Source organism: Saccharomonospora sp. CUA-673 (assembly GCF_001942305.1).
Taxonomy (GTDB): Bacteria; Actinomycetota; Actinomycetes; order Mycobacteriales; family Pseudonocardiaceae; genus Prauserella.
Map to the genome: position 1 here is coordinate 115,744 of NZ_MKKE01000003.1, position 18,720 is coordinate 134,463.

An 18,720-nucleotide genomic window follows, 5' to 3' on the forward strand; every position below is an offset into this window, starting at 1 on the left:
TCAGCCCTCCTTCCGGAGCTGTGCCGGGGATTCCGGGGCTCGTCCGGTGAAGGCCAGGAACGCGTCGTCGAGATTGCCCTGGTCGACGCGGAGGTCATGGGCCACGACCTCCGCCCTGGCAAGAGCCCCCGCGACGCTGCTCAGCAGCTGCCCCGTGCCCGTGACCGACCAGCGACCCTCGACGACCTCGACCTGGTTCACGTCGGGAAGCTCGGTCAGAACCGTCTTGTCCAGCGGTTGGTCCACGCGGAACCGAACCTGCTGCAGCGCGCTCGTCTGCGCGATCAGCCCCGCCGGCGTGTCCACAGCGGCGACCCGGCCGCCGTCGATGACGGCGATCCGATCGCTGAGGCGCTCCGCCTCGTCCATGAAGTGCGTGACGAGGAGGATCGTGACGCCCGTGTCACGAACCCGCTCGATCAGGCGCCAGGTGTCGCGCCGCGCCTGCGGGTCCAGCCCGGTCGTGAGCTCGTCGAGAATCGCCACCTTCGGACTGCCGACCAGAGCCAGCGCGATCGAGAGTCGCTGCTTCTGCCCACCGGAGAGCGCCTTGTACCGCGTATTGCGCTGCCCGGTGAGCCCCAGGAGTTCCATCAGTTCACGCCAGTCGCCGGGCTCCCGGTAGAAGGAACCGTAGAGCTCGAGCGCCTCCGCGACCGTGATCGCGTCCGGGAAACTGCTCTCCTGCAGTTGCACGCCGAGCCGCTCACGCACCTCCGCCCGGTCCGCGACCGGGTCGAGCCCCAACACGGAGATCGAGCCCGAGTCGGGCGTGCGCAACCCGGCGATGCTCTCGACGGTGGTCGTCTTGCCCGCGCCGTTGGACCCGATGATGCCGAAGATCTCCCCCTCCTCGACGGTGAAGGAGACGTCGTCGACGGCTACGCGCCGTCCGTAACGCTTGTGCAGATGTCGTACTTCCAAGGCCGTCATACGGCGAAGTTACGAGCGCACCCGCCCCATGACCTCGACCGGAGCGGCTGCCCCGCGGTTGATTCGCGCATCCACCGTTCGGTGGATGGACAGCGAGTCGCGGCCCTAGTGGTCGTCGGTGAGGGAGCCCGGGGTGTGGTCGGCGCTCGGCTCGATGAGGTGCTTGAAGGCTTGCAGGTTGGCCAGGGGTTCGCCGCGGCTGACGCGCCAGTCCCACTCGCGTCGGATCGACGTCGCGAAACCCAGCTCGAGCAGGGCGTTGAAATCGCCGTCCGAGGTCTCCAGCACCTGGCCGAGGATCTTGTCGACCTCCTCCGCCGACACCGTGCCCAGACCGAACCGGCCCACCAGGTAGATGTCGCCCGAGGCGTCGATCGTGTAGGCCACGCCGTAGAGCTTGGCGTTCCGGCGCAGCAGGAACCGGTAGACGTCCTCGTGCGCCTCGTCCGGCCGCCGGCACACGAACGCCTCCACGGCCAGCGAATGCTCCCGCACCACCAGCCACGCGTTCGTCTGCAACTTCTTCGTGCCGGGCAGGGTCACGAAGAAGACGCCTTCCCCGCGGCGGTCGTACGGCACCTCCGCCGCCTCCAACGCCGCCTGCACCGTCGCCGCCGAGGCCTCCGGCGAACTCACACCGCCACCTCCAACGCGGCACGCCGGAACGCGCCCCGCGCATCGGCATAGCTGCCCAACAGCACGTCCGTGGTGCTCCGCCACGAGAACCGGCGCGCATGCCGCACCGCACCCTCGGCCAGCACGTCGCGCCGCGCCAACGCCGCGTCGGCCAGCGCGTCCGCCCAGTCCCGCGCCCGGTGCGAACCGACCAGCAGCCCCGACTCGCCGTGTGCCACCGCCACCGGCAGTCCGCCCACCGACGCCGCCACCACCGGGGTGCCGCACGCCTGCGCCTCCAACGCCACCAACCCGAACGACTCGTTGTGGCTCGGCACGGCCACCACGTCGGCCGCGCGGTAGACGTCGACCAGGCCGTCCCCGCCCTGCGGCGGCAGGAATCGCGTCAGGTCGGCGATCCCCAACGACGCGGCCAGGGCCTTCAACGACTCCGGCTGCTCCAGGCCCGTGCCCGACGGGCCGCCCGCCACCAGCACCACCAGCCGGCGGCGCAGCTCCGGCCGCGTCCGGACCAGCTCCGCCGCGGCCCGCAACAACACGTCCGGGGCCTTCAACGGCTGGATGCGGCCCGCGAACGCCAACACGATCGCCTCGCCCGACAGACCCAACCGGCGCCGCGCGGTCGCCTGCGCATCCCGCGCGCCCGGGCGGAAACGCTCCAGGTCGACCCCCGGCGACACGGTCCGCACGGCACGGCGGTCGGCGTCGTACAGGTCGACGAGCTGCTCGGCCTCGACATCGGTGTTGACGATCAGCTGGTCCGCCTCGTCGACCACCTGCTGCTCGCCGATCACGCGCGTGCGCGGTTCGGGGGTGTCGCCCTCGGCGAGCGCCGCGTTCTTCACCTTCGCCAGCGTGTGCGCCGTGTGCACCAACGGAACGCCCCAGCGGTCGCGCGCCAGCCAGCCCACCTGCCCGGACAGCCAGTAGTGCGAATGGATCAGGTCGTAGTAGCCCGGCTCGTGGAACGCCTCGGTGCGCAGGACGCCGTTGGTGAACGCGCACAACTGCGCGGGCAGCTCCGCGCGCGAGAGCGGCTCGAACGGCCCGGCCGGGATGTGCCGCACGAGCACCCCGGGCGCAGTTCGACGACGGGCGGCTGGTCCGACGCGGTCGCGCGCGTGAACACCTCGACCTCGACGCCGCGCCGCGCCATCTCCTGGGCGGTCTGCGCGATGTAGACGTTCATGCCGCCCGCGTCCCCGGTGCCCGGCTGCTCCAACGGCGAGGTGTGCACCGACAGCACCGCCACCCGGCGCGGCTGTTGCCTCGGCTGCACCGTCGGCGCCTGTTTCGCCGCCCGAGCCGACTGCGTCGTCGCAGCCTGCCGGTACCAGGAGATCGTCACCGGTTCACCTCTCTGTACGCGTCGCGGGTGAAGGTCGCCAACTCCTCGCCGAAGACGTCGTATTCCTCTGCGAACGGAAGATGACCCACCCCAGGCAACCAACGCGTACGGGCCCCCTGAATCTTCCCCGCGGCGTATTCGGCGGCCGTGATGTCGACAACCGCGTCCCGGTCGCCGTGCACGATCAGCGTCGGCACGTCGATGCCGTTCAGCACGTCGGCCGAGGACACGGACCTGCGGAACAGCCCCGCGCGCACGTGCGCGGGCACGGCGAGGATGCCGTCGACGAGGGATTCGCCACCCGAGTCGGCGGTCATGCCGCCGCACAGCCGCCGGACCGCGGGGCGGGCGACGTCGACGTCGTTCGACAGCGCGTCGGGCAGGGCCTCGCGCATGGCCGGTCCGACCGCGCCGCCGGGCAGGTCGGGGCCCAGTTCGGTGATGGCGCCCGCGTAGACGATGCCGGCGAGACCGGCCGTGCCGTGCACGCGCACGTAGTCGGTGACGACGAGCCCGCCGTACGACCAGCCGACGACGACCGCCGGCCGGCCCGCGAACTCCAGCACGGCGGCCAGGTCGTCGGCCCACACGCGCGAGTCGCCGTAGCCGTCGGCGGGCACCTCCGACCGGCCGTGGCCGCGCAGGTCCATCGCGACGAGCCGGAAGTCGGTGGTCAGCCGGGGGTCGGACAGCTGCAACTGCCACGCGTCGGCCGACTGGGCCCAGCCGTGGACGAACACGACCACCGGTGTCCGATCCGGCCCGTCCACCTGTCCGGCACCACCGCCGGCAGCACCGACACCGGCGACGCGGACGCCGATCCGGACCCCGTCTGCACCTCTGACCTCGGTTCGCACCGGGGCAGTCTCTCATCCGGCCGGGTCGGGCCGGTTCGGGCGAATGCCGGCGTGACGAGGGTCGCCCCGTGTTCGCCCACCCAGGACTGGCGCAACGGCCGCGGATGGCCGAGACTGGTCCTTCGAGGGGAGTACTTCCGCCTTGGGCCTCGCCGGTCAGTACGAACGCACCGATCGCGTTCTCGGCAGGCCGCCCGAACGTTCTTCTCGGGTGAAGGAGACCTCGAACGTCTCGTCATGCGTTCGTGGAGGTCTTTGTGGGTTCCCCTGCCCTCTGGGCAATCAGCATCACCGTCCTGGTCGCCCTGCTCGTCGCCGACTTCGTCATCACACGTAAACCGCACGAGGTCTCCATGAAGGAGGCCGTCGGCTGGTCGGTCTTCTACCTGGCGCTGCCGTTCGTGTTCGCCATCTACGTGTGGCTGGGCCACAGCGGCACCGAGGCGACCGAGTTCGTCACCGGATTCGTCGTCGAGAAGTCGTTGTCGGTGGACAACCTCTTCGTGTTCATGCTGATCCTCACCGGATTCGCCGTACCGGCGGCGGTGCAGCAGCGCGTGCTGCTCTACGGCATCGTCGGTGCGCTCGTGCTCCGCGGCATCTTCATCGCCATGGGCGCGGCCATGCTGAGCTCCGGCGAGTGGGCGTTCCTGGTGTTCGGCCTGATCCTGTTCATCTCCGCGGTGAAGATCCTGCTCGAGGCGCTCAAGGGCCACCAGGACGAGAAGGACCCGTCGGAGATGCGCTCGGTGCGCCTGATGCGGCGGCTCATGCCGGTCACCGACGACTACCGCGGCACGAAGATGATCGTCCGGGAGGCCGGCAAGCGCGCCCTGACGCCGCTGGCGATCGTCGTGATCGCCGTGTTCGCCGCCGACATCGTGTTCGCCGTCGACTCGGTGCCCGCCGTGTACGGCATCACCTCGGACCCGTACCTGGTGTTCGCCACCAACGCGTTCGCCCTGCTCGGCCTGCGTGCCCTGTACTTCGTGCTGCACGCCGTGCTGGCCAAGCTGATCTACCTCAACCACGGTCTCGCGATCATCCTGGCGTTCATCGGTGTGAAGCTGGTGCTGCACTGGGCGCACGAGGTGTGGCCGGGCATTCCGGAGGTCCCGACGCCGCTGTCGCTGCTGGTGATCATCGGTGTGCTGACCACGGTGACGCTCATGAGCCTGCGCGTCTCGCGCCGCCGGGAAGAGCAGGAGAAGGCCGAGACCCAGGCGTAGCATCGACATGGTCATGCCCTCAGCGCGGAGGAGCCGACCATGGTCGCCGAGATAGTGATCATCGCGATCGTCGTCCTGGCCGCCATCATCACGGCCGGATCGCTGATCGAGGTGCGCAACAAGGGCAACAGGGACTGAGCAGGCTGCTCACAGGGCCGACTTGGACTTCCAGGTCTCCCAGTCGAGCAGCCAGTCCATGACGTCCGACGTCGTCGGGAAGTCGGCGATGGACCCGGTGACCTCGACGGGGTCGCCCAGCATCGCCGAGTCGAAGTAGGCCTTCGCGTCCGCGGCCCGCAGGTTCACGCAGCCGTGCGAGGTGTTGGCGCTGCCGATGTTGGCGGCGTTCTCCTCGTTCTCGTGGATGTACTCGCCGTGGTTGGAGATGCGGCAGCACCAGGTCTTCTCGAGGTCGGTGTAGCCGTACTCCTCGTTGTCGAAGATCGACGTCGGCTCCTTGGTCATGACGATGACCGTGCCGTTGGGCGTGGTGAGGTCGGGGTCGGCGTCCTTGCCGTTGCTGCACGGATAGTTCGCCACCTCGGCGCCGTCGCGGTACACGCGCATCCGGTGTTCCGGCGTGTGCACCGTGACCACCTGGTTGCGGCCGATGCGGAACGACGTCGTCACGTCGGCCTTGCCGTACGCGCCGCCGCCGTAGTGCACCCCGTAGAGCTTCGCCGTGACGGTGACCTCGGTGTGCGCGGGCCAGTACTCGCGCGGACGCCAGTCGACCTGCTGGTCGTTGAGCCACGCCCACGCGCCCTCGACGTCGGTGGAGGTCTCCACCGACAGGGCGCGCTGGGCGGCCGCGCGGTCGCGCACCGGCGCCTCGAACTTCACGGTGACCGGCTGGCCGACGCCCACCTCGGCGTCGTCGCCCGGGTACAGCGTGGCGCGCACGACCGCGTCGGGGCGGACGGTGCCGAACGTGCCGTCGAGACTGGCCTTCCGGCCGTCGCTGCCGGTGGCCTTCGCGGCGTAGGTGTAGGTGCGGCCGTAGCCGAGGGGCTCGCCACTGACCCACTCGGTCCGTTCCTCGTCGAGGGAGCCCTGCACGGCCTCGCCGTCCTCGTTGGTCACGCGGACGTCGTCGAAGGTGCCCTCGGTGACGGTGAGCGTCACGGGCGCGGTCACGTCGACGTCGGTGGTGTCGGGTTTCGGCTGTGCGGTGATCGACGCGGCCGGGCCGGAGTCCTGGGTGGCCGGGGCGTCACCGGCCGCGTCGCCGTCGCCGGTGCAGGCGGCCAGCGCGACCGCCGGCGCCGTGACCGCCGCGACCTTGAGCACCCGCCTGCGGTCGACGCTCCGCGCGATGGCCGCGCGTCCGGTTTCCACACGCGCGATTCCCGTGTTCGCATCAACGTCGTTGTCGCCGTTGGCGCTGTTGTGGAAGTTCTTTTCGAAACGCACGTTTCGTTCCTCCCTGCCCCTTTTCCGATCCCCCGCGAGCAGACCAACATTACTGTGTGAGCATGCCCGCCATGAGCACGCGAACCGCAGTCATCACAGGAGCCAGCGCCGGGATCGGCGCGGCCACCGCCACGTCACTCGCCGAGGCCGGATTCCACGTCGTTCTCGGGGCCCGCAGGCTCGACCGCGTCGAACAACTCGCGCGGCAGACCTCCGGAACCGCCCTGCCCCTGGACGTGACGGACGCCGATTCCGTTGCCTCGTTCGTCGAGCAGATCCCGGAATGCCACGTGTTGGTGAACAACGCCGGTGGCGCGAAAGGACTCGAACGCGTCGAGGCCGCCGACGAGGACCACTGGCGGTGGATGTGGGAGACGAACGTGCTCGGCACGATGCGCGTCACGAAGGCCCTGCTGCCGAAACTGGTGGCGTCCGGGGACGGGCACGTGATCACGGTGACGTCGATCGCGGGCCACGAGGTCTACGACGGCGGTTCGGGCTACACGTCGGCCAAGCACGCGCAGTCGGCGCTGCACCGGACGTTGCGTTCGGAGCACCTGGGCGACCCTGTGCGGATGACGGAGATCGTGCCGGGAGCGGTGGAGACGGAGTTCTCGGTCAACCGGTTCGACGGCGACGCCGACCGCGCCGCGAAGGTGTACCAGGGCTACGAGCCGCTGGTCGCCGAGGACGTCGCCGACGTCATCACCTTCGCCGCCACCCGCCCGCCCCACGTCAACCTCGACCAGATCGTCATGAAGCCGCGCGCCCAACTCAACGGCAGCCGCTTCCACCGCGAATAACCCCCGCGAAAGCACCACCCCCGGCGTTAGAGGGTGCAGGCGATGAGGAGGGGTTCGGGGCGGAGGTCGACGCCGAAGGTGGCGCGGACCCCGCCTGCGACCTCGCGGGCGAGGGTGAGCAGGTCCTCGGTGCTGGCGTCGCCGCGGTTGGTCAGCGCCAGGGTGTGCTTGGTCGACAGTGACACCCGGCCGCCGGGACCGGTGTGCCCCTTGCCGAACCCGGCGCGCTCGATCAGCCACGCCGCGGACAGCTTCACCCCGCCGTCCGCCGGGTACTGCGGCACGGCGACATCGGCGCCGACGACGTCGGCCACGGCACGCAGCACGTCGTCGATCCGCGATTCCGGCACGATCGGGTTGGTGAAGAACGACCCGGCGCTCCACGTGTCGTGGTCGGCCGCGTCGAGCACCATGCCCTTGCGGCGCCGCAGGTCCAGCACGGCCTCGCGCGCCCGCGCCGCGGGCACCCGCGCGCCGACCTCGACGTCCAGCGTGCGCGCCAGTTCGGCGTAGCGGATCGGCGCCGACAGCCCGTCGGCGTGGAGGGCGAAGCGCACCGACAGCACGACCCCGTCGTCGGTGCCCTTCAGCACGCTCGTGCGGTAGGCGAAGCCGAGGTCGGCGGCCGGCACGGTGCGGATCTGACCGGTGGCGCGGTCGTAGAGCTCGACCGAGTGCAGCACCTCGCTGACCTCGCAGCCGTAGGCGCCGACGTTCTGGATCGGCGTCGCCCCGGCCGATCCGGGGATGCCGGACAGGCATTCGAGCCCGCCGAAGCCCGCGGCGACGGTCGCCGCGACGTAGTCGTCCCAGTCCTGCCCCGCCTCGACGGTCGACACGGCGGAACCATCAGCAGAAGCCGCGGCGCCGGGCAGTTCCCAGCCGGTGTTGGCGATGCGGACCACGGTCCCGTCGAACCCGGCGTCGGCGACGACGAGGTTCGACCCGCCGCCGAGCAGCAGGACCGGTTCCCCGGCGGCGTCGAGTTCGCCGACGGTTGCCGCCAGGTCGGCCGCCGTGGACGCCTCGACGAAGCGGCGGGCGGGGCCGCCCAGTCGCAGCGTGGTGTACGCGCGCAGGTCGTGGGAGGTGGACGTTTCGGCAGTGCTCACAACCCGCAACGGTACTGTCCTGCACATGGCTTCCCGTATCGAGCACCGGGCGACGTTCCCTGCCTCCGTCGCCGACGTCGTCGCCGCCCAGTCCGACGAGGCCGCGTTGCGGGCGCGGCTGGCCGAGATCGGCGGCCCCGACGCCGCCCTCGAGTCCCACGAGGTGACGGGCGACGGGGTGCGCTACACGCTGCGCCAGGCGGTGCCGGTCGACAAGCTTCCGTCGGTGGCGCAGAAGTTCGTCTCCGGCGACCTGGTGGTGCGCAGGGAGCACACGGTGTCCGGGACGTCCGGCGACATCCGCGCCGAGGTCCAGGGCGTTCCTGCGGAGATCACGGCGACCGTGTCGTTCACCGAGAACCCCGGCGACCCCGCCGCCGCCGTGCAGGTCACGCGCGGTGAGGTGACGGTGCGCATCCCGCTCGTCGGCGGCAAGCTCGAGGGCGTCATCGCCGAGCAGGTCACGACCCTGCTCGAGCGGGAGGCCGAGTTCACGACGTCGTGGCTCACGCGGAGCTGAACCGCGGCCGTCCCGTCGGTTCGCCGACGCGCGGCACCACGAACCCGAATCGCCTCCGCCGGATCGACCGGTGGCTGGTCGCGACCTGGCCGTACGCCGCGCGCTGCGCGCCCACGCCGATCCGCTGGTGGTCGATCTCGGCTACGGCGCCTCCCCCGTGACCACCGTCGAGCTGGCCGCGCGGCTGCGCGCGCACGTGCCCGACGTGCGGGTGCTCGGGCTGGAGCTCGACGAGCAGCGGGTGGCGGCGGGCGCGGCGGTGGCCGCCCCGCCGGTGCTGGACTTCCGCCGCGGCGGGTTCGAGCTCGCCGGCACCCGGCCGGTGCTGGTGCGCGCGTTCAACGTGCTGCGCCAGTACGCCGAGTCGGACGTCGAACCGTCGTGGCGGGCGATGCTGGAACGTCTCGCGCCCGGCGGACTGCTCGTCGACGGCACCTGCGACGAGATCGGCCGGATCTGCTCGTGGGTCACCGTCGCGCGCAGCGGACCGGTGTCGCTGACCCTGTCGTGCCGGCCCGCGACGCTGGACCGGCGTCGACCGTGGCCGAACGGCTGCCGAAGGTGCTCATCCACCGCAACGTGCCCGGTGAGCGCATCCACGCCCTGCTGACGCGGCTCGACGCGTGCTGGGCGACGGCCGCCCCGCACCGCGCGTTCGGCCCGCGCGCCCGCTGGACCGAGACGGTGCGCCTGCTGGCCGAGTCCGGCTGGCCCGTGCTGGGCCGCCCGGCCCGCTGGCGTCTGGGCGAGGTCACGGTCCCCTGGACCTCCGTCACCCCGTAACCGCCGTGTCAGCAATCCACGCGGGCGTGTCAGCGTCCTGCGTCGCCGTGTTGGCGTCCCACGACGTCCGGTCTCCACCTTTCGTCGGGTCCGGCACCCATCTGACGAGCGACTTTCGGGCCGAATCGGCGAAACCAACCGTGACGACCACGTTCACCGTGTACTCTCCGTTACGTCATGCATCGGTTGCTCCGGGGGCCGACGATGGAGTCCGTGCGGCGAACCGCGACGCCCGGATCGACTCCGTCGACCGGCGAGCCTGCCCATTCCGATCCCACCCGGCTGACGGACACGGCCAGGGTGGTCCTTCGCGAACCCTCCAGGGACGCACATGTTCGTGTTTGACGCCCTGAACGACCTCGCCTCGCTGCTGCAGAGCCACCTGAACGACCCGTGGTTGTGGCTGCTGGTGTTCCTGTTCGCGGGGGTCGACGCGCTGCTGCCGTTCATGCCGAGCGAGGCCACCGTGATCACGCTCGCGGTGCTGCTCGGCCCTGGTGACCTGACGGGGCTGTTGACCCTCGTCGTCGTGTCCGCGCTCGGCGCGTGGACCGGCGACTGCTGCGGACACTGGTTGGGCCGCACGTTCGGCACCCGCGCCACCGCCCGCCTGCTCCGCAAGGAACGCGGCAGACGGAACTACGAGTGGGCGACGAAGAAGCTGCACCGGCACGCGGTGGTGCTGATCATCGCGGGCCGGTACATCCCGGGGGGACGCGCCGCGTCGGCGCTGGCCACGGGCACGCTGCGGTATCCGTTCGGCAAGTTCGCCCTGCTCGCCCTCATCGGCACGACGCTGTGGTCGATCTACGCGGTGCTGATCGGCGCGGCGGGCGCGGCGACGTTCGCCGACGACCCGGTCGCGGGCCTCGTCGTGGCGTCGGCGGTGGGCCTGCTGCTGACGGTTCTCATCGAGGTCGGCAGGCGGCTAGTGTCGCGCCATGCACGGCAGCGACAACAACGACGTGAGCTACGAGCGGTTCCTGACGGAGTTCGACGACCACAACACAGCGTTTCGCAAGGCGGCACTGACGGCGGGCCCTGACGCCGACGTCGCCACCTGTCCGACGTGGACGGTCCTGCGCCTGGTGCGGCATCTGGCCGGGGTGCATGCGTGGGTACTGGCGTGCATCGCCGATCCACACGGCTCCGACGCGCGCGGCGAACGTCCGCCGAAGGAGTGGGACGAGCTGCTGCCGTGGTGGGACGAGCGCCGCGCCGAGCTGCGCGCCGCGTTCGACCGGGGCCCGGACACCCCGGCCCAGATGATGTTCGGCTTCTACGCGCCGAACCTGGCCTCGTGGGCGCGCAGGCAGGCGCACGAGGTGGCCGTGCACCGGCTGGACGCGGAACTGGCCGCGGGCGCCGAGCCGGCGACGTTCGATGCGGCGTTCGCCGCCGACGGCGTCGACGAGGCCCTCACGATGATCATCCACCGGCGCCGCGGCGGCTGGTCCGACGTCGAGGCGAGCGGAGCGGTCCTGGTGCACGCCGAGGACGCCCGGCAGCTCTGGTCGTTGACGCTCACCCCGGGCGAGCCGCCCACCCTGGGCGAGCGGGCCGAACCGGACGCGACGCTCAGCGGCGACGCCGATGCGGTGTACAAGCGGCTGTGGCGCAGGCCGGCGACCGTGTCGATCACCGGCGACGCGAGCCTGCTCGACCCGTTGGAGACCCCCTGACCTGGGTCGACGCCGTCGCGCGCGATAATGGTCAGCCGTGCCCGACACCCGCAAGTACGTCATCACCTTCGGCTGCCCCGACCGCACGGGGATCGTCGCCCGCATCTCGTCGTTCCTCGCCGAGCTCGGCGGGTGGATCACCGACTCGGCGTATCACACCGACCCGGACACGGCTGGTTCTTCACGCGCCAGGTCGTGACGGCCGAGTCGATCCCGTTCGACGTCGACGAGCTGCGCGCCCGCTTCGCCGGCATCGCCCGGTCGCTGGGAGCCGAGGCCAACTGGAAGGTGTTCGACAGCGCCGAGCGCCGCCGCATGGTGGTGCTCGTGTCGAAGGAGGGGCACTGCCTCTACGACCTGCTGGGCCGGGTCGCCTCCGGAGAACTGGACGTCGACATCTCCGCGGTGATCGGCAACCACGAGAACCTCGCCGACATCACGCGCGCACACGGCATCCCGTTCCACCACGTGCCGTTCGGCTCCGATCCGGCGGAGAAGGCCGAGGCGTTCTCCCACGTCGCCAAGCTCGTCGACGAGCACGACCCGCACGCCGTGGTGCTGGCGCGGTTCATGCAGATCCTGCCGCCGGAGCTGTGCGAGGCGTGGGCGGGCCGGGCGATCAACATCCACCACAGCTTCCTGCCGTCGTTCATCGGCGCGCGGCCGTACCACCAGGCCGCGGCCCGCGGCGTGAAGCTGGTCGGCGCGACGTGCCACTACGTGACCGCAGACCTCGACGCCGGTCCGATCATCGAGCAGGACGTGCTGCGCGTCGACCACACCGACTCGGTGGACGACATGGTGCGCAAGGGCCGCGACGTCGAGAAGGTGACGCTCGCCCGCGGCCTGCGCTGGCACCTAGAGGGCCGCGTCCTCGTGCACGGCAACCGGACCATGGTTTTCTGAGGCGCCGTTCTCGGTGGCGCCGTCCGGCGTCCGGCGGGCGCGGGCGGCGGGGACGATCATCGGCGTTCCCGTCTCGGGGTCGTCGATGACGCGGCACGGCAGTCCGAACACGTCCTCGACGAGCTCGGCGGTGACGATCTCGGAGGGATCGCCCTGCGCGGCGATGATCCCGCCGGGGCGCATGACGACGAGGTGCGTGGCGTAGCGGCACGCCTGGTTGAGGTCGTGCAGCACGGCCACGAGCGTGTGCGCGCCGCCGGCGTGCAGATCGGCGCACAGGTCGAGCACCTCGATCTGGTGCGCGATGTCGAGGAACGTCGTCGGTTCGTCGAGCAGCATGATCGGCGTCTGCTGGGCCAGCACCATGGCCAGCCACACACGTTGCCGCTGTCCGCCGGACAGTTCGTCGACGACCCGTCCGGCCAGGTCGGCGACACCGGTGAGGCGCATCGACTCGGCGACGACGGCCTCGTCGTCGGCCGACCACTGGCGCAGCACGCTCTGGTGCGGGTAGCGGCCGCGGGCGACGAGGTCGCCGACGGTGATGCCGCCGGGTGCGGTCGAGGTCTGCGGCAGCAGTCCGAGGCGTTTGGCGACGTCCTTAGACCGCTGGGCCGAGATGGCCTTGCCGTCGAGGTGCACGGTGCCCGCGGTCGGTTTGAGCATCCGGGCGAGCGCCTTGAGCAGGGTCGACTTGCCGCAGGCGTTGGGGCCGATGATCACGGTGAACGAGCCGTCGGGGATGTCGACCGACAGGTCGGTGGCCACAGTGGACTGTTCGTAGGCGAGGGTGAGGCCCTCGGCGCGCAGCCTCGTCATGCGTACCTGCCCTTTCCGCGCCATTCGGACGCCAACAACCAGATCAAATACAGCCCGCCGACACAGCCCGTCGCCGTGCCCACCGGCAGCTGCGCGGCCGGGAACAGCTGCTGCACCAGCAGATCCCCGGTGGACAGCAGCAGCGCGCCGACGAGCGCGGTCGTCACCAGCCCCGGAGCCGACGAGCGGGTGAGGCGGCGTGCGAGCTGCGGGGCCGCGAGGGCGACGAACGTGATCGGCCCGGCCGCGGCGACGGCGAACGCGGCGAGCAGGACACTCGCGACGAGCAGCACCGTCCGGTCCCGCGCGGTACGCACGCCGAGGGCGCTCGCGGTGTCGTCGCCGAGTTCCATCATCGACAGCGACCGGGCCCGCGAGAGCGCCACGGGCAGCAGCACGGCGAACGTGACCGCGGCGGCCACGACGTGCTCCCAGCCGCGTGAGTTGACGCTGCCGACGAGCCACGCCTGCGCGGTGAGCGCGTCGTGCAGGCTGGCGCGGGTGATGAGGAACGAGTTCGCGGCCACGGCGAGGGCGTTGATGCCGATGCCCATGAGCACGAACCGCAGTCCGCTCACCCCGCGGTGATACGCCAGGACGTAGATCAGCAGCGCCGCCGTGATCCCGCCGGCGAGCGCACCGAGCGAGACCTGCAGCATCGTGCCGCCGGCGACGGTGATCACGATGAGCGCACCGGTGGCGGCGCCGCTGGTGAAGCCGATGACGTCGGGGCTGCCGAGCGAGTTGCGGGTGACGGTCTGCAGGATCGCGCCGCTGACGCCGAGCATCGCGCCGACGAGCAACGCCACGAGCAGCCTCGGCAGCATCAACGTGTAGACGACGAAGTCGCCCGTCTCGTCGCCCCGTCCGGCCAGCGAGGCCAGGACCTGGCCGAGGGTCAGCGAGTATTCGCCGACGGTCAACGTCACGACCGACACGGCCGTGAGCAGCACCGCCACGACGACGCACACGGCCAGGGTGCGCGGCGCGACGCGCAGCGAGTAGCCGCCCACGCGGACGACGCGTCCGCTGATCGGCGCGGTGCCGGGTGTGTGGTCGGTCCGGGCGGTCACAGGGACGTCAGCTTTCGCTTGCGGCACAGGGCAAGGAACACCGGCACGCCGATGACGGCGGTGACGATGCCGACCTGGATCTCGGCGGGCGGGGCGATGATGCGGCCGACGAGGTCGGCACCGACGAGCAGGGTCGGGGCGAGCACGAGCGAGTACGGCAGCACCCAGCGTTGGTCGGGTCCGGCGATGAACCGGGCGATGTGCGGCACGGCGAGGCCGACGAAACCGATCGGGCCGACGGCGGCCGTGGCGGCGCCGCACAGCAGCGTGATCGCGACGGCGCCGGCGACGCGGATGCGGTTCGGGTGAGCGCCGAGGGCGCGACCGAGGTCGTCGCCCATGGCGAGGGCGTTGAGCGGGCGCACCAACAGCAACGCCGCGACGACGCCGACGGCCATGAACGGCAGCACCGGCAGGAGGATGTCGTAGTAGCGCCCGGACAGGGACCCGACCTGCCAGCGGCGGAACTCCTCGAACGCGTCGGGCGCGGTGAGCATGAGCCGCTGTTGACGGCGAACAGCACGGCGGTGACGGCGGCGCCGGCGACGACGAGGCGTTCCGGAGTGGCGCTGCGCGCGCCCGCGCTGCCGAGCGCGTAGACGACGACGCTGGCCACGGCCGCGCCGGCGAACGCGAGCCACACGTAGCCGAGCACGCTGGTGATGCCGAACCACGTCAACGCCAGCGCGACGCCGGTGGAGGCGCCCATCGTGATGCCGAGCAGGCCCGGGTCGGCGAGCGGATTGCGGGTCAGGGCCTGCATGAGCGCACCGGCGAGGCCGAGGCTCGCGCCGACGAGCATGGCGAGGATCGTGCGCGGGATGCGGTACTCGTGGATGACGACGGCGTCGTCGGACCCGTCGTGCTGCCACAGGATGTCCCACGTGTGCAGGAACGCGATGTCCTTGGACCCGAGCCACACACTCGCGAGCGCCAACACGGCCAGCACCCCGACCGCCACAACCAGCCCCACGCCCCGAGCCGCCACCCCGGCCGCCCGCCGATCACCGGAGCCACCGGAGCCGGAGCCCACGCGGCCGACGTCGCGCGCGAGCCGCCGGGAGGGCCGGAGGGTGTGCCGGCACGGGTCAAGGACATGAGGTAAGGCTAACCATCCGAGCCGCCGACCTCGATGTGCGCATCCCCACGCCGGAACAAGCCCCCGTGGCATAGTCGCACTCAACGCGACTATGGGGCCCACGGGTGCATCTGCCTGGCTGTGGTGTCGAGCACCAACGTGATCGGGCTCGCTGCCCTCGTCGCCGCGGGCGTGTAATCCTGGCGCCGGACCCGGCGAGCGGGTTCCCGGACGAGGGAGCCGTACCCGGAAGCGCGACAAGACGGCCACGAAAGGGACTGTCATGTCGTGGCTCGTGTTGATCGTCTCCGGGCTGTTCGAGGCCGTGTGGGCCACCGCCCTCGGCCGTTCCGCCGGATTCACCAAGCTCTGGCCGACCGTCGTGTTCTTCGTCGGCCTGGCCATCAGCATGGCGGGCCTGGCGTACGCGATGCGCGAGTTGCCGACCGGCACGTCGTACGCCGTGTGGGTCGCGATCGGCGCCGTCGGCACCGCCGGCTACGCCATGATCACCGGCGACGAGCACGCGTCGGTGCTGAAACTGCTGTTCCTCGCCGGGATCATCGGCTGCGTCATCGGCCTCAAGACCGTGTCCTGACAGCCGGCGACACCGGCCCGCGGAGCTAGCGGATGCTCAGCGGGCGCAGGTCGGTCCATTCGGTGTCGATGTAGGACAGACAGGCCTCGCGGGTGTCCTCACCGAACACGGTCCGCCACCCGGCCGGAACGTCCACGAAGGACGGCCACAGCGAGTGCTGACCCTCGTCGTTGACGAGCACGTAGAACCGGCCCTCGTTGTCCTCGAAGGGATTCATCCGAGTCTCTCCTGTCTCTCAGGACTGTCCACTGGCGACGAGAGCCAGTCCGCTGTGGCGCCGCGCCACGACGGAATCCAGGATCTCGCCGGAACGGATCGCGTTGTTCGACAACAGCGACGACGTGATGCCGTGCGTGTGCTCGGTCGCGCCGCCCTGCACGTAGACGCCCGCCGACAGCACACCCCCGGGGCGCACGCGGTAATCGCGTTCGATCCGCGGACGTCCCTCGGCGTCGCGGCCGACGTACGGGGCGAGCGAGCCGAGTTCGGCATCGAGGTCGGCCGAGCGGTAGCCGGTGGCGTACACGACCACGTCGGCGTCGAGGACCGTCTTGTCGCCCGTGCTCAACGATTCCACCGTCGTGCGCACGACGTCACCGGTCTCGACCACCTCGGTGGCGCGGGCGGCGTGGAAGAACCGCAGGCGCTCGCGGCCGAGCACGCGTTCGCGGTACAGCCTGCGGTACAGGTCGTCGATCAGTTCGAGATCGACGACCGAGTAGTTGGTGTTGGCGTGGTACTCCATCAGCCGGTCCTTGACGTCCTGCGGCGCACCGTAGAACTCGTCGACCGACGCGGGGTCGAAGATCCGGTTGGCGAATCCGCTGTCGTCGGACGGGCTGTAGCCGAACCGGGAGAACACCGAGCACACCTCGCGTCCGGGAACGTCGAGTGCAGATGCGCCGTCGTCTCGGCCGCGCTCTGGCCCGCGCCGACGACGACGAACCGCTGCGGATCGTTCGGCGCCGACGACATCCGGTGCAGCAGCTGGCTGTTGTGCCAGATGCGGTCGGACAGCTCGACGTCGTCGGGGATCCGGGGTCGCAGTCCCGTCGCCAGCACGACGTTGCGTGCCCGCATCACCGCGCCGGAGGCCGCGCGCACGTCGACGTAGACGATCTCGTCGCCGTCGAACACGGGCTCGACGGCGACGACCTCGGTGCCGTAGGACACCATGTCCTCGACCTTCGCCGCCGACCACTCGAAGTAGTCGTGGAACTCGACGCGCAGCGGGAACAACGTCTTGTGGTTGACGAACTCGACCAGCCGCCCGCGGTCGTGCAGGTAGGACAGGAAGCTGAACTCACTGCTCGGATTCCGCAGCGTCACCAGGTCCTTCAGGAACGACACCTGCATGGTGGCGTCGTCGATCAGCATTCCGCGGTGCCAGCCGAACGAGCCCTGCCGCTCGAGGAAGTGCGCCGTCACCGGCTCCCCGGTGGTTGCTCGGTTGTGCTCGGCCACGGCGATCGCGAGCGCGAGATTCGACGGCCCGAAGCCGACGCCGACCAGGTCGTACACCGGAGTGTCGCCTGCGAGTCCCTCTGACATACAAGTCCCATCGCCTGTTGAAGCCCGACAGAGGGAACCCTAACCTAACTAAGGCCTGCCTCAGTTAGGCCTTGCGGGGGTGATCCTCGACTCCGTATGTACGGGTTGTCAGATTAGGCAAGCCTTGCTTAACTGTGCGACGTTTCGCACGCGACGTTACGGAGGACCGATGCGGGTCGTCATGTTCGGGTACCAGACGTGGGGGCATCGCACCCTGCGTGCGCTGCTCGATTCGGAGCACGAGGTGGCGATGGTCGTCACGCACCCGAAGTCCGACCATGCCTACGAACGGATCCTCGCCGACTCGGTCGAGGACCTGGCCACCGAGAACGGCATCGAGGCGGTGCTCGCCCAGCGTCCCGACCAGGAGCTCGTCGAGAAGCTCCGCGCGGTCGAGCCGGACCTGATCGTGGCGAACAACTGGCGCACGTGGCTGCCGCCGGAGATCTTCACGCTGCCCACGCACGGCACGCTCAACGTGCACGACTCGCTGCTGCCTGCCTACGCCGGGTTCTCCCCCGTCATCTGGGCGATGATCAACGGCGAGTCCGAGGTCGGCGTCACCGCGCACATGATGAACGAGGAGCTCGACGCCGGTCCGATCGTCGGCCGGCGTTCGGTGCCCGTCGGCCCGCGCGACACGGCGATCGACCTGGTCCACGCCACCGTCGACCTCATCGAACCGCTCGTGGCCGAGGCGCTCGAGTTCATCGCCGCCGGGCGCACGGACTGGGTTCCGCAGGACCGTTCGAAGGCCAGCTTCTTCCACAAGCGCTCGCTCGAGGACAGCCGCATCGACTGGACGTGGCCCGCCGAGGACCTCGACCGGTTCGTGCGCGCGCTGGCCGATCCGTATCCGAACGCGTACGCCTACTACAAGGGCGAACGGATCCGGATCATCGAGGCGTCGGTGTCGGACGGCACGTACGGCGGGACGCCGGGGCGCATCTTCTACCCCGAGGGCAAGGGTGTCGTGATCGTCGCGGGCGCGACGCGCGGTTCGGCCGCAACCACGGGCTGCGCATCGAGCGCGTGCGCACCGAGGACGGCACCGAGTACGCCGGCACCGATTTCTTCCGCACCATGGGCGGATACCTGACCTCCCACCCGTGACCGGGTGAGCCGAACGCGTCTCCGGCGCGTCCCCCACCCTCCTGGGACGCGCCGGAGAGACCAGCCACATGCACCCAAGGGCCCCATGGTCGCGTTGAACGCGACGGTGGTTTCTAGGGGTCGTCGCAACACCTGGTGGTTTATGTGGCCGTCAGTAGAGCACGCAGGCGCTCGGCTGGGGTGTCCCAGTCGAGCGTTTTGCGTGGTCGGCCGTTGAGTTCCTGGGCGACGTGCTCGAGGTCTTCGGGGCCGTGGACGTTGAGATT

At 70.6% G+C, this 18,720-nt stretch carries 14 protein-coding genes, 7 pseudogenes and 1 riboswitch; of the genes and pseudogenes, 9 read left to right on the forward strand and 12 right to left on the reverse strand.

Features of this window, described 5'->3' with window-relative positions; all coding sequences use genetic code 11:
- The 4 genes and pseudogenes from BJF85_RS02190 to BJF85_RS02205 form a co-directional block, all read right to left on the reverse strand.
- Window positions 1-933 carry an ABC transporter ATP-binding protein gene (locus BJF85_RS02190; RefSeq protein WP_075845536.1) on the reverse strand — a complete coding sequence of 311 codons (933 nt, stop codon included), beginning with the start codon at window positions 931-933 and terminating at the stop codon, window positions 1-3.
- 105 nt (window positions 934-1,038) lie between these two features.
- A complete protein-coding gene (locus BJF85_RS02195) occupies window positions 1,039-1,569 on the reverse strand; it encodes a YbjN domain-containing protein (protein WP_075845537.1) in 531 nt (176 codons plus the stop codon).
- Window positions 1,566-2,917 (reverse strand): annotated as a pseudogene (gene mshA, locus BJF85_RS02200) (D-inositol-3-phosphate glycosyltransferase). The gene BJF85_RS02195 and the pseudogene mshA overlap by 4 nt, the downstream one beginning before the upstream one ends.
- On the reverse strand, window positions 2,914-3,774 hold the full coding sequence (locus tag BJF85_RS02205; protein ID WP_075845538.1) for an alpha/beta fold hydrolase: 861 nt from the start codon (window positions 3,772-3,774) through the stop codon (window positions 2,914-2,916). Before BJF85_RS02205 ends, mshA begins: the two are co-directional and overlap by 4 nt.
- A gap of 257 nt (window positions 3,775-4,031) precedes the next feature.
- Here BJF85_RS02205 and BJF85_RS02210 point away from each other — a divergent pair, with 257 nt between their 5' ends.
- Complete coding sequence (locus tag BJF85_RS02210) at window positions 4,032-5,003, forward strand: TerC/Alx family metal homeostasis membrane protein (RefSeq protein ID WP_255375325.1); 972 nt, start codon at window positions 4,032-4,034, stop codon at window positions 5,001-5,003.
- 147 nt (window positions 5,004-5,150) lie between these two features.
- Here BJF85_RS02210 and BJF85_RS02215 read toward each other — a convergent pair whose 3' ends face one another.
- Complete coding sequence (locus BJF85_RS02215) at window positions 5,151-6,320, reverse strand: Ig-like domain-containing protein (RefSeq protein WP_075845563.1); 1,170 nt, start codon at window positions 6,318-6,320, stop codon at window positions 5,151-5,153.
- 167 nt (window positions 6,321-6,487) lie between these two features.
- On the opposite strand from BJF85_RS02215, the gene BJF85_RS02220 reads away from it, so the two are divergent.
- Window positions 6,488-7,219 carry an SDR family NAD(P)-dependent oxidoreductase gene (locus tag BJF85_RS02220; RefSeq protein ID WP_075845540.1) on the forward strand — a complete coding sequence of 244 codons (732 nt, stop codon included), beginning with the start codon at window positions 6,488-6,490 and terminating at the stop codon, window positions 7,217-7,219.
- A 26-nt stretch (window positions 7,220-7,245) separates the two neighbouring features.
- Here BJF85_RS02220 and BJF85_RS02225 read toward each other — a convergent pair whose 3' ends face one another.
- Window positions 7,246-8,331 carry a UDP-N-acetylmuramate dehydrogenase gene (locus BJF85_RS02225; protein ID WP_075845541.1) on the reverse strand — a complete coding sequence of 362 codons (1,086 nt, stop codon included), beginning with the start codon at window positions 8,329-8,331 and terminating at the stop codon, window positions 7,246-7,248.
- Between the two features lie 25 nt (window positions 8,332-8,356).
- On the opposite strand from BJF85_RS02225, the gene BJF85_RS02230 reads away from it, so the two are divergent.
- The 5 genes and pseudogenes from BJF85_RS02230 (at window position 8,357) to purU (ending at window position 12,222) form a co-directional block, all read left to right on the forward strand.
- Window positions 8,357-8,851: a DUF2505 domain-containing protein gene (locus BJF85_RS02230; RefSeq protein ID WP_075845542.1), complete on the forward strand. Its 495-nt coding sequence runs from the start codon at window positions 8,357-8,359 to the stop codon at window positions 8,849-8,851.
- Window positions 8,848-9,634: pseudogene (locus tag BJF85_RS02235) on the forward strand (class I SAM-dependent methyltransferase). Before BJF85_RS02230 ends, BJF85_RS02235 begins: the two are co-directional and overlap by 4 nt.
- Before the next feature lie 331 nt (window positions 9,635-9,965).
- Window positions 9,966-10,679, forward strand: a complete 714-nt coding sequence (locus tag BJF85_RS02240) for a DedA family protein (RefSeq protein WP_075845543.1) — start codon at window positions 9,966-9,968, stop codon at window positions 10,677-10,679.
- A complete protein-coding gene (locus BJF85_RS02245) occupies window positions 10,576-11,316 on the forward strand; it encodes a maleylpyruvate isomerase family mycothiol-dependent enzyme (protein ID WP_083665847.1) in 741 nt (246 codons plus the stop codon). Before BJF85_RS02240 ends, BJF85_RS02245 begins: the two co-directional genes overlap by 104 nt.
- Window positions 11,317-11,353: 37 nt before the next feature.
- Window positions 11,354-12,222: pseudogene (gene purU, locus BJF85_RS02250) on the forward strand (formyltetrahydrofolate deformylase).
- Here the strand turns inward: purU and BJF85_RS02255 are convergent.
- From BJF85_RS02255 to BJF85_RS02265, 3 genes and pseudogenes are all read right to left on the reverse strand, one after another.
- Window positions 12,175-13,041, reverse strand: a complete 867-nt coding sequence (locus tag BJF85_RS02255; RefSeq protein ID WP_075845544.1) for an ABC transporter ATP-binding protein — start codon at window positions 13,039-13,041, stop codon at window positions 12,175-12,177. The pseudogene purU and the gene BJF85_RS02255 overlap by 48 nt on opposite strands.
- Window positions 13,038-14,114 (reverse strand): iron chelate uptake ABC transporter family permease subunit, encoded by a 1,077-nt coding sequence (locus BJF85_RS02260; protein WP_075845545.1) that lies wholly within the window; start codon window positions 14,112-14,114, stop codon window positions 13,038-13,040. Before BJF85_RS02260 ends, BJF85_RS02255 begins: the two co-directional genes overlap by 4 nt.
- A pseudogene (locus BJF85_RS02265) lies at window positions 14,111-15,147 on the reverse strand (FecCD family ABC transporter permease). The gene BJF85_RS02260 and the pseudogene BJF85_RS02265 overlap by 4 nt, the downstream one beginning before the upstream one ends.
- A 250-nt stretch (window positions 15,148-15,397) precedes the next feature.
- A riboswitch (guanidine-III (ykkC-III) riboswitch) is annotated at window positions 15,398-15,465 on the forward strand.
- 10 nt (window positions 15,466-15,475) lie between these two features.
- On the opposite strand from BJF85_RS02265, the gene BJF85_RS02270 reads away from it, so the two are divergent.
- Window positions 15,476-15,790, forward strand: coding sequence for a multidrug efflux SMR transporter (locus tag BJF85_RS02270; protein WP_075845546.1), 315 nt, complete (start codon window positions 15,476-15,478; stop codon window positions 15,788-15,790).
- 25 nt (window positions 15,791-15,815) lie between these two features.
- Here the strand turns inward: BJF85_RS02270 and BJF85_RS02275 are convergent, their stop codons facing one another.
- Window positions 15,816-16,007 carry an MbtH family protein gene (locus BJF85_RS02275; RefSeq protein ID WP_075845547.1) on the reverse strand — a complete coding sequence of 64 codons (192 nt, stop codon included), beginning with the start codon at window positions 16,005-16,007 and terminating at the stop codon, window positions 15,816-15,818.
- Between the two features lie 18 nt (window positions 16,008-16,025).
- A pseudogene (locus BJF85_RS02280) lies at window positions 16,026-17,341 on the reverse strand (lysine N(6)-hydroxylase/L-ornithine N(5)-oxygenase family protein).
- 169 nt (window positions 17,342-17,510) lie between these two features.
- On the opposite strand from BJF85_RS02280, the pseudogene BJF85_RS02285 reads away from it, so the two are divergent.
- Window positions 17,511-18,454 (forward strand): annotated as a pseudogene (locus tag BJF85_RS02285) (methionyl-tRNA formyltransferase).
- Window positions 18,455-18,594: 140 nt separating this feature from the next.
- Here BJF85_RS02285 and BJF85_RS27015 read toward each other — a convergent pair.
- A pseudogene (locus tag BJF85_RS27015) lies at window positions 18,595-18,720 on the reverse strand (IS30 family transposase); the annotation flags it as partial.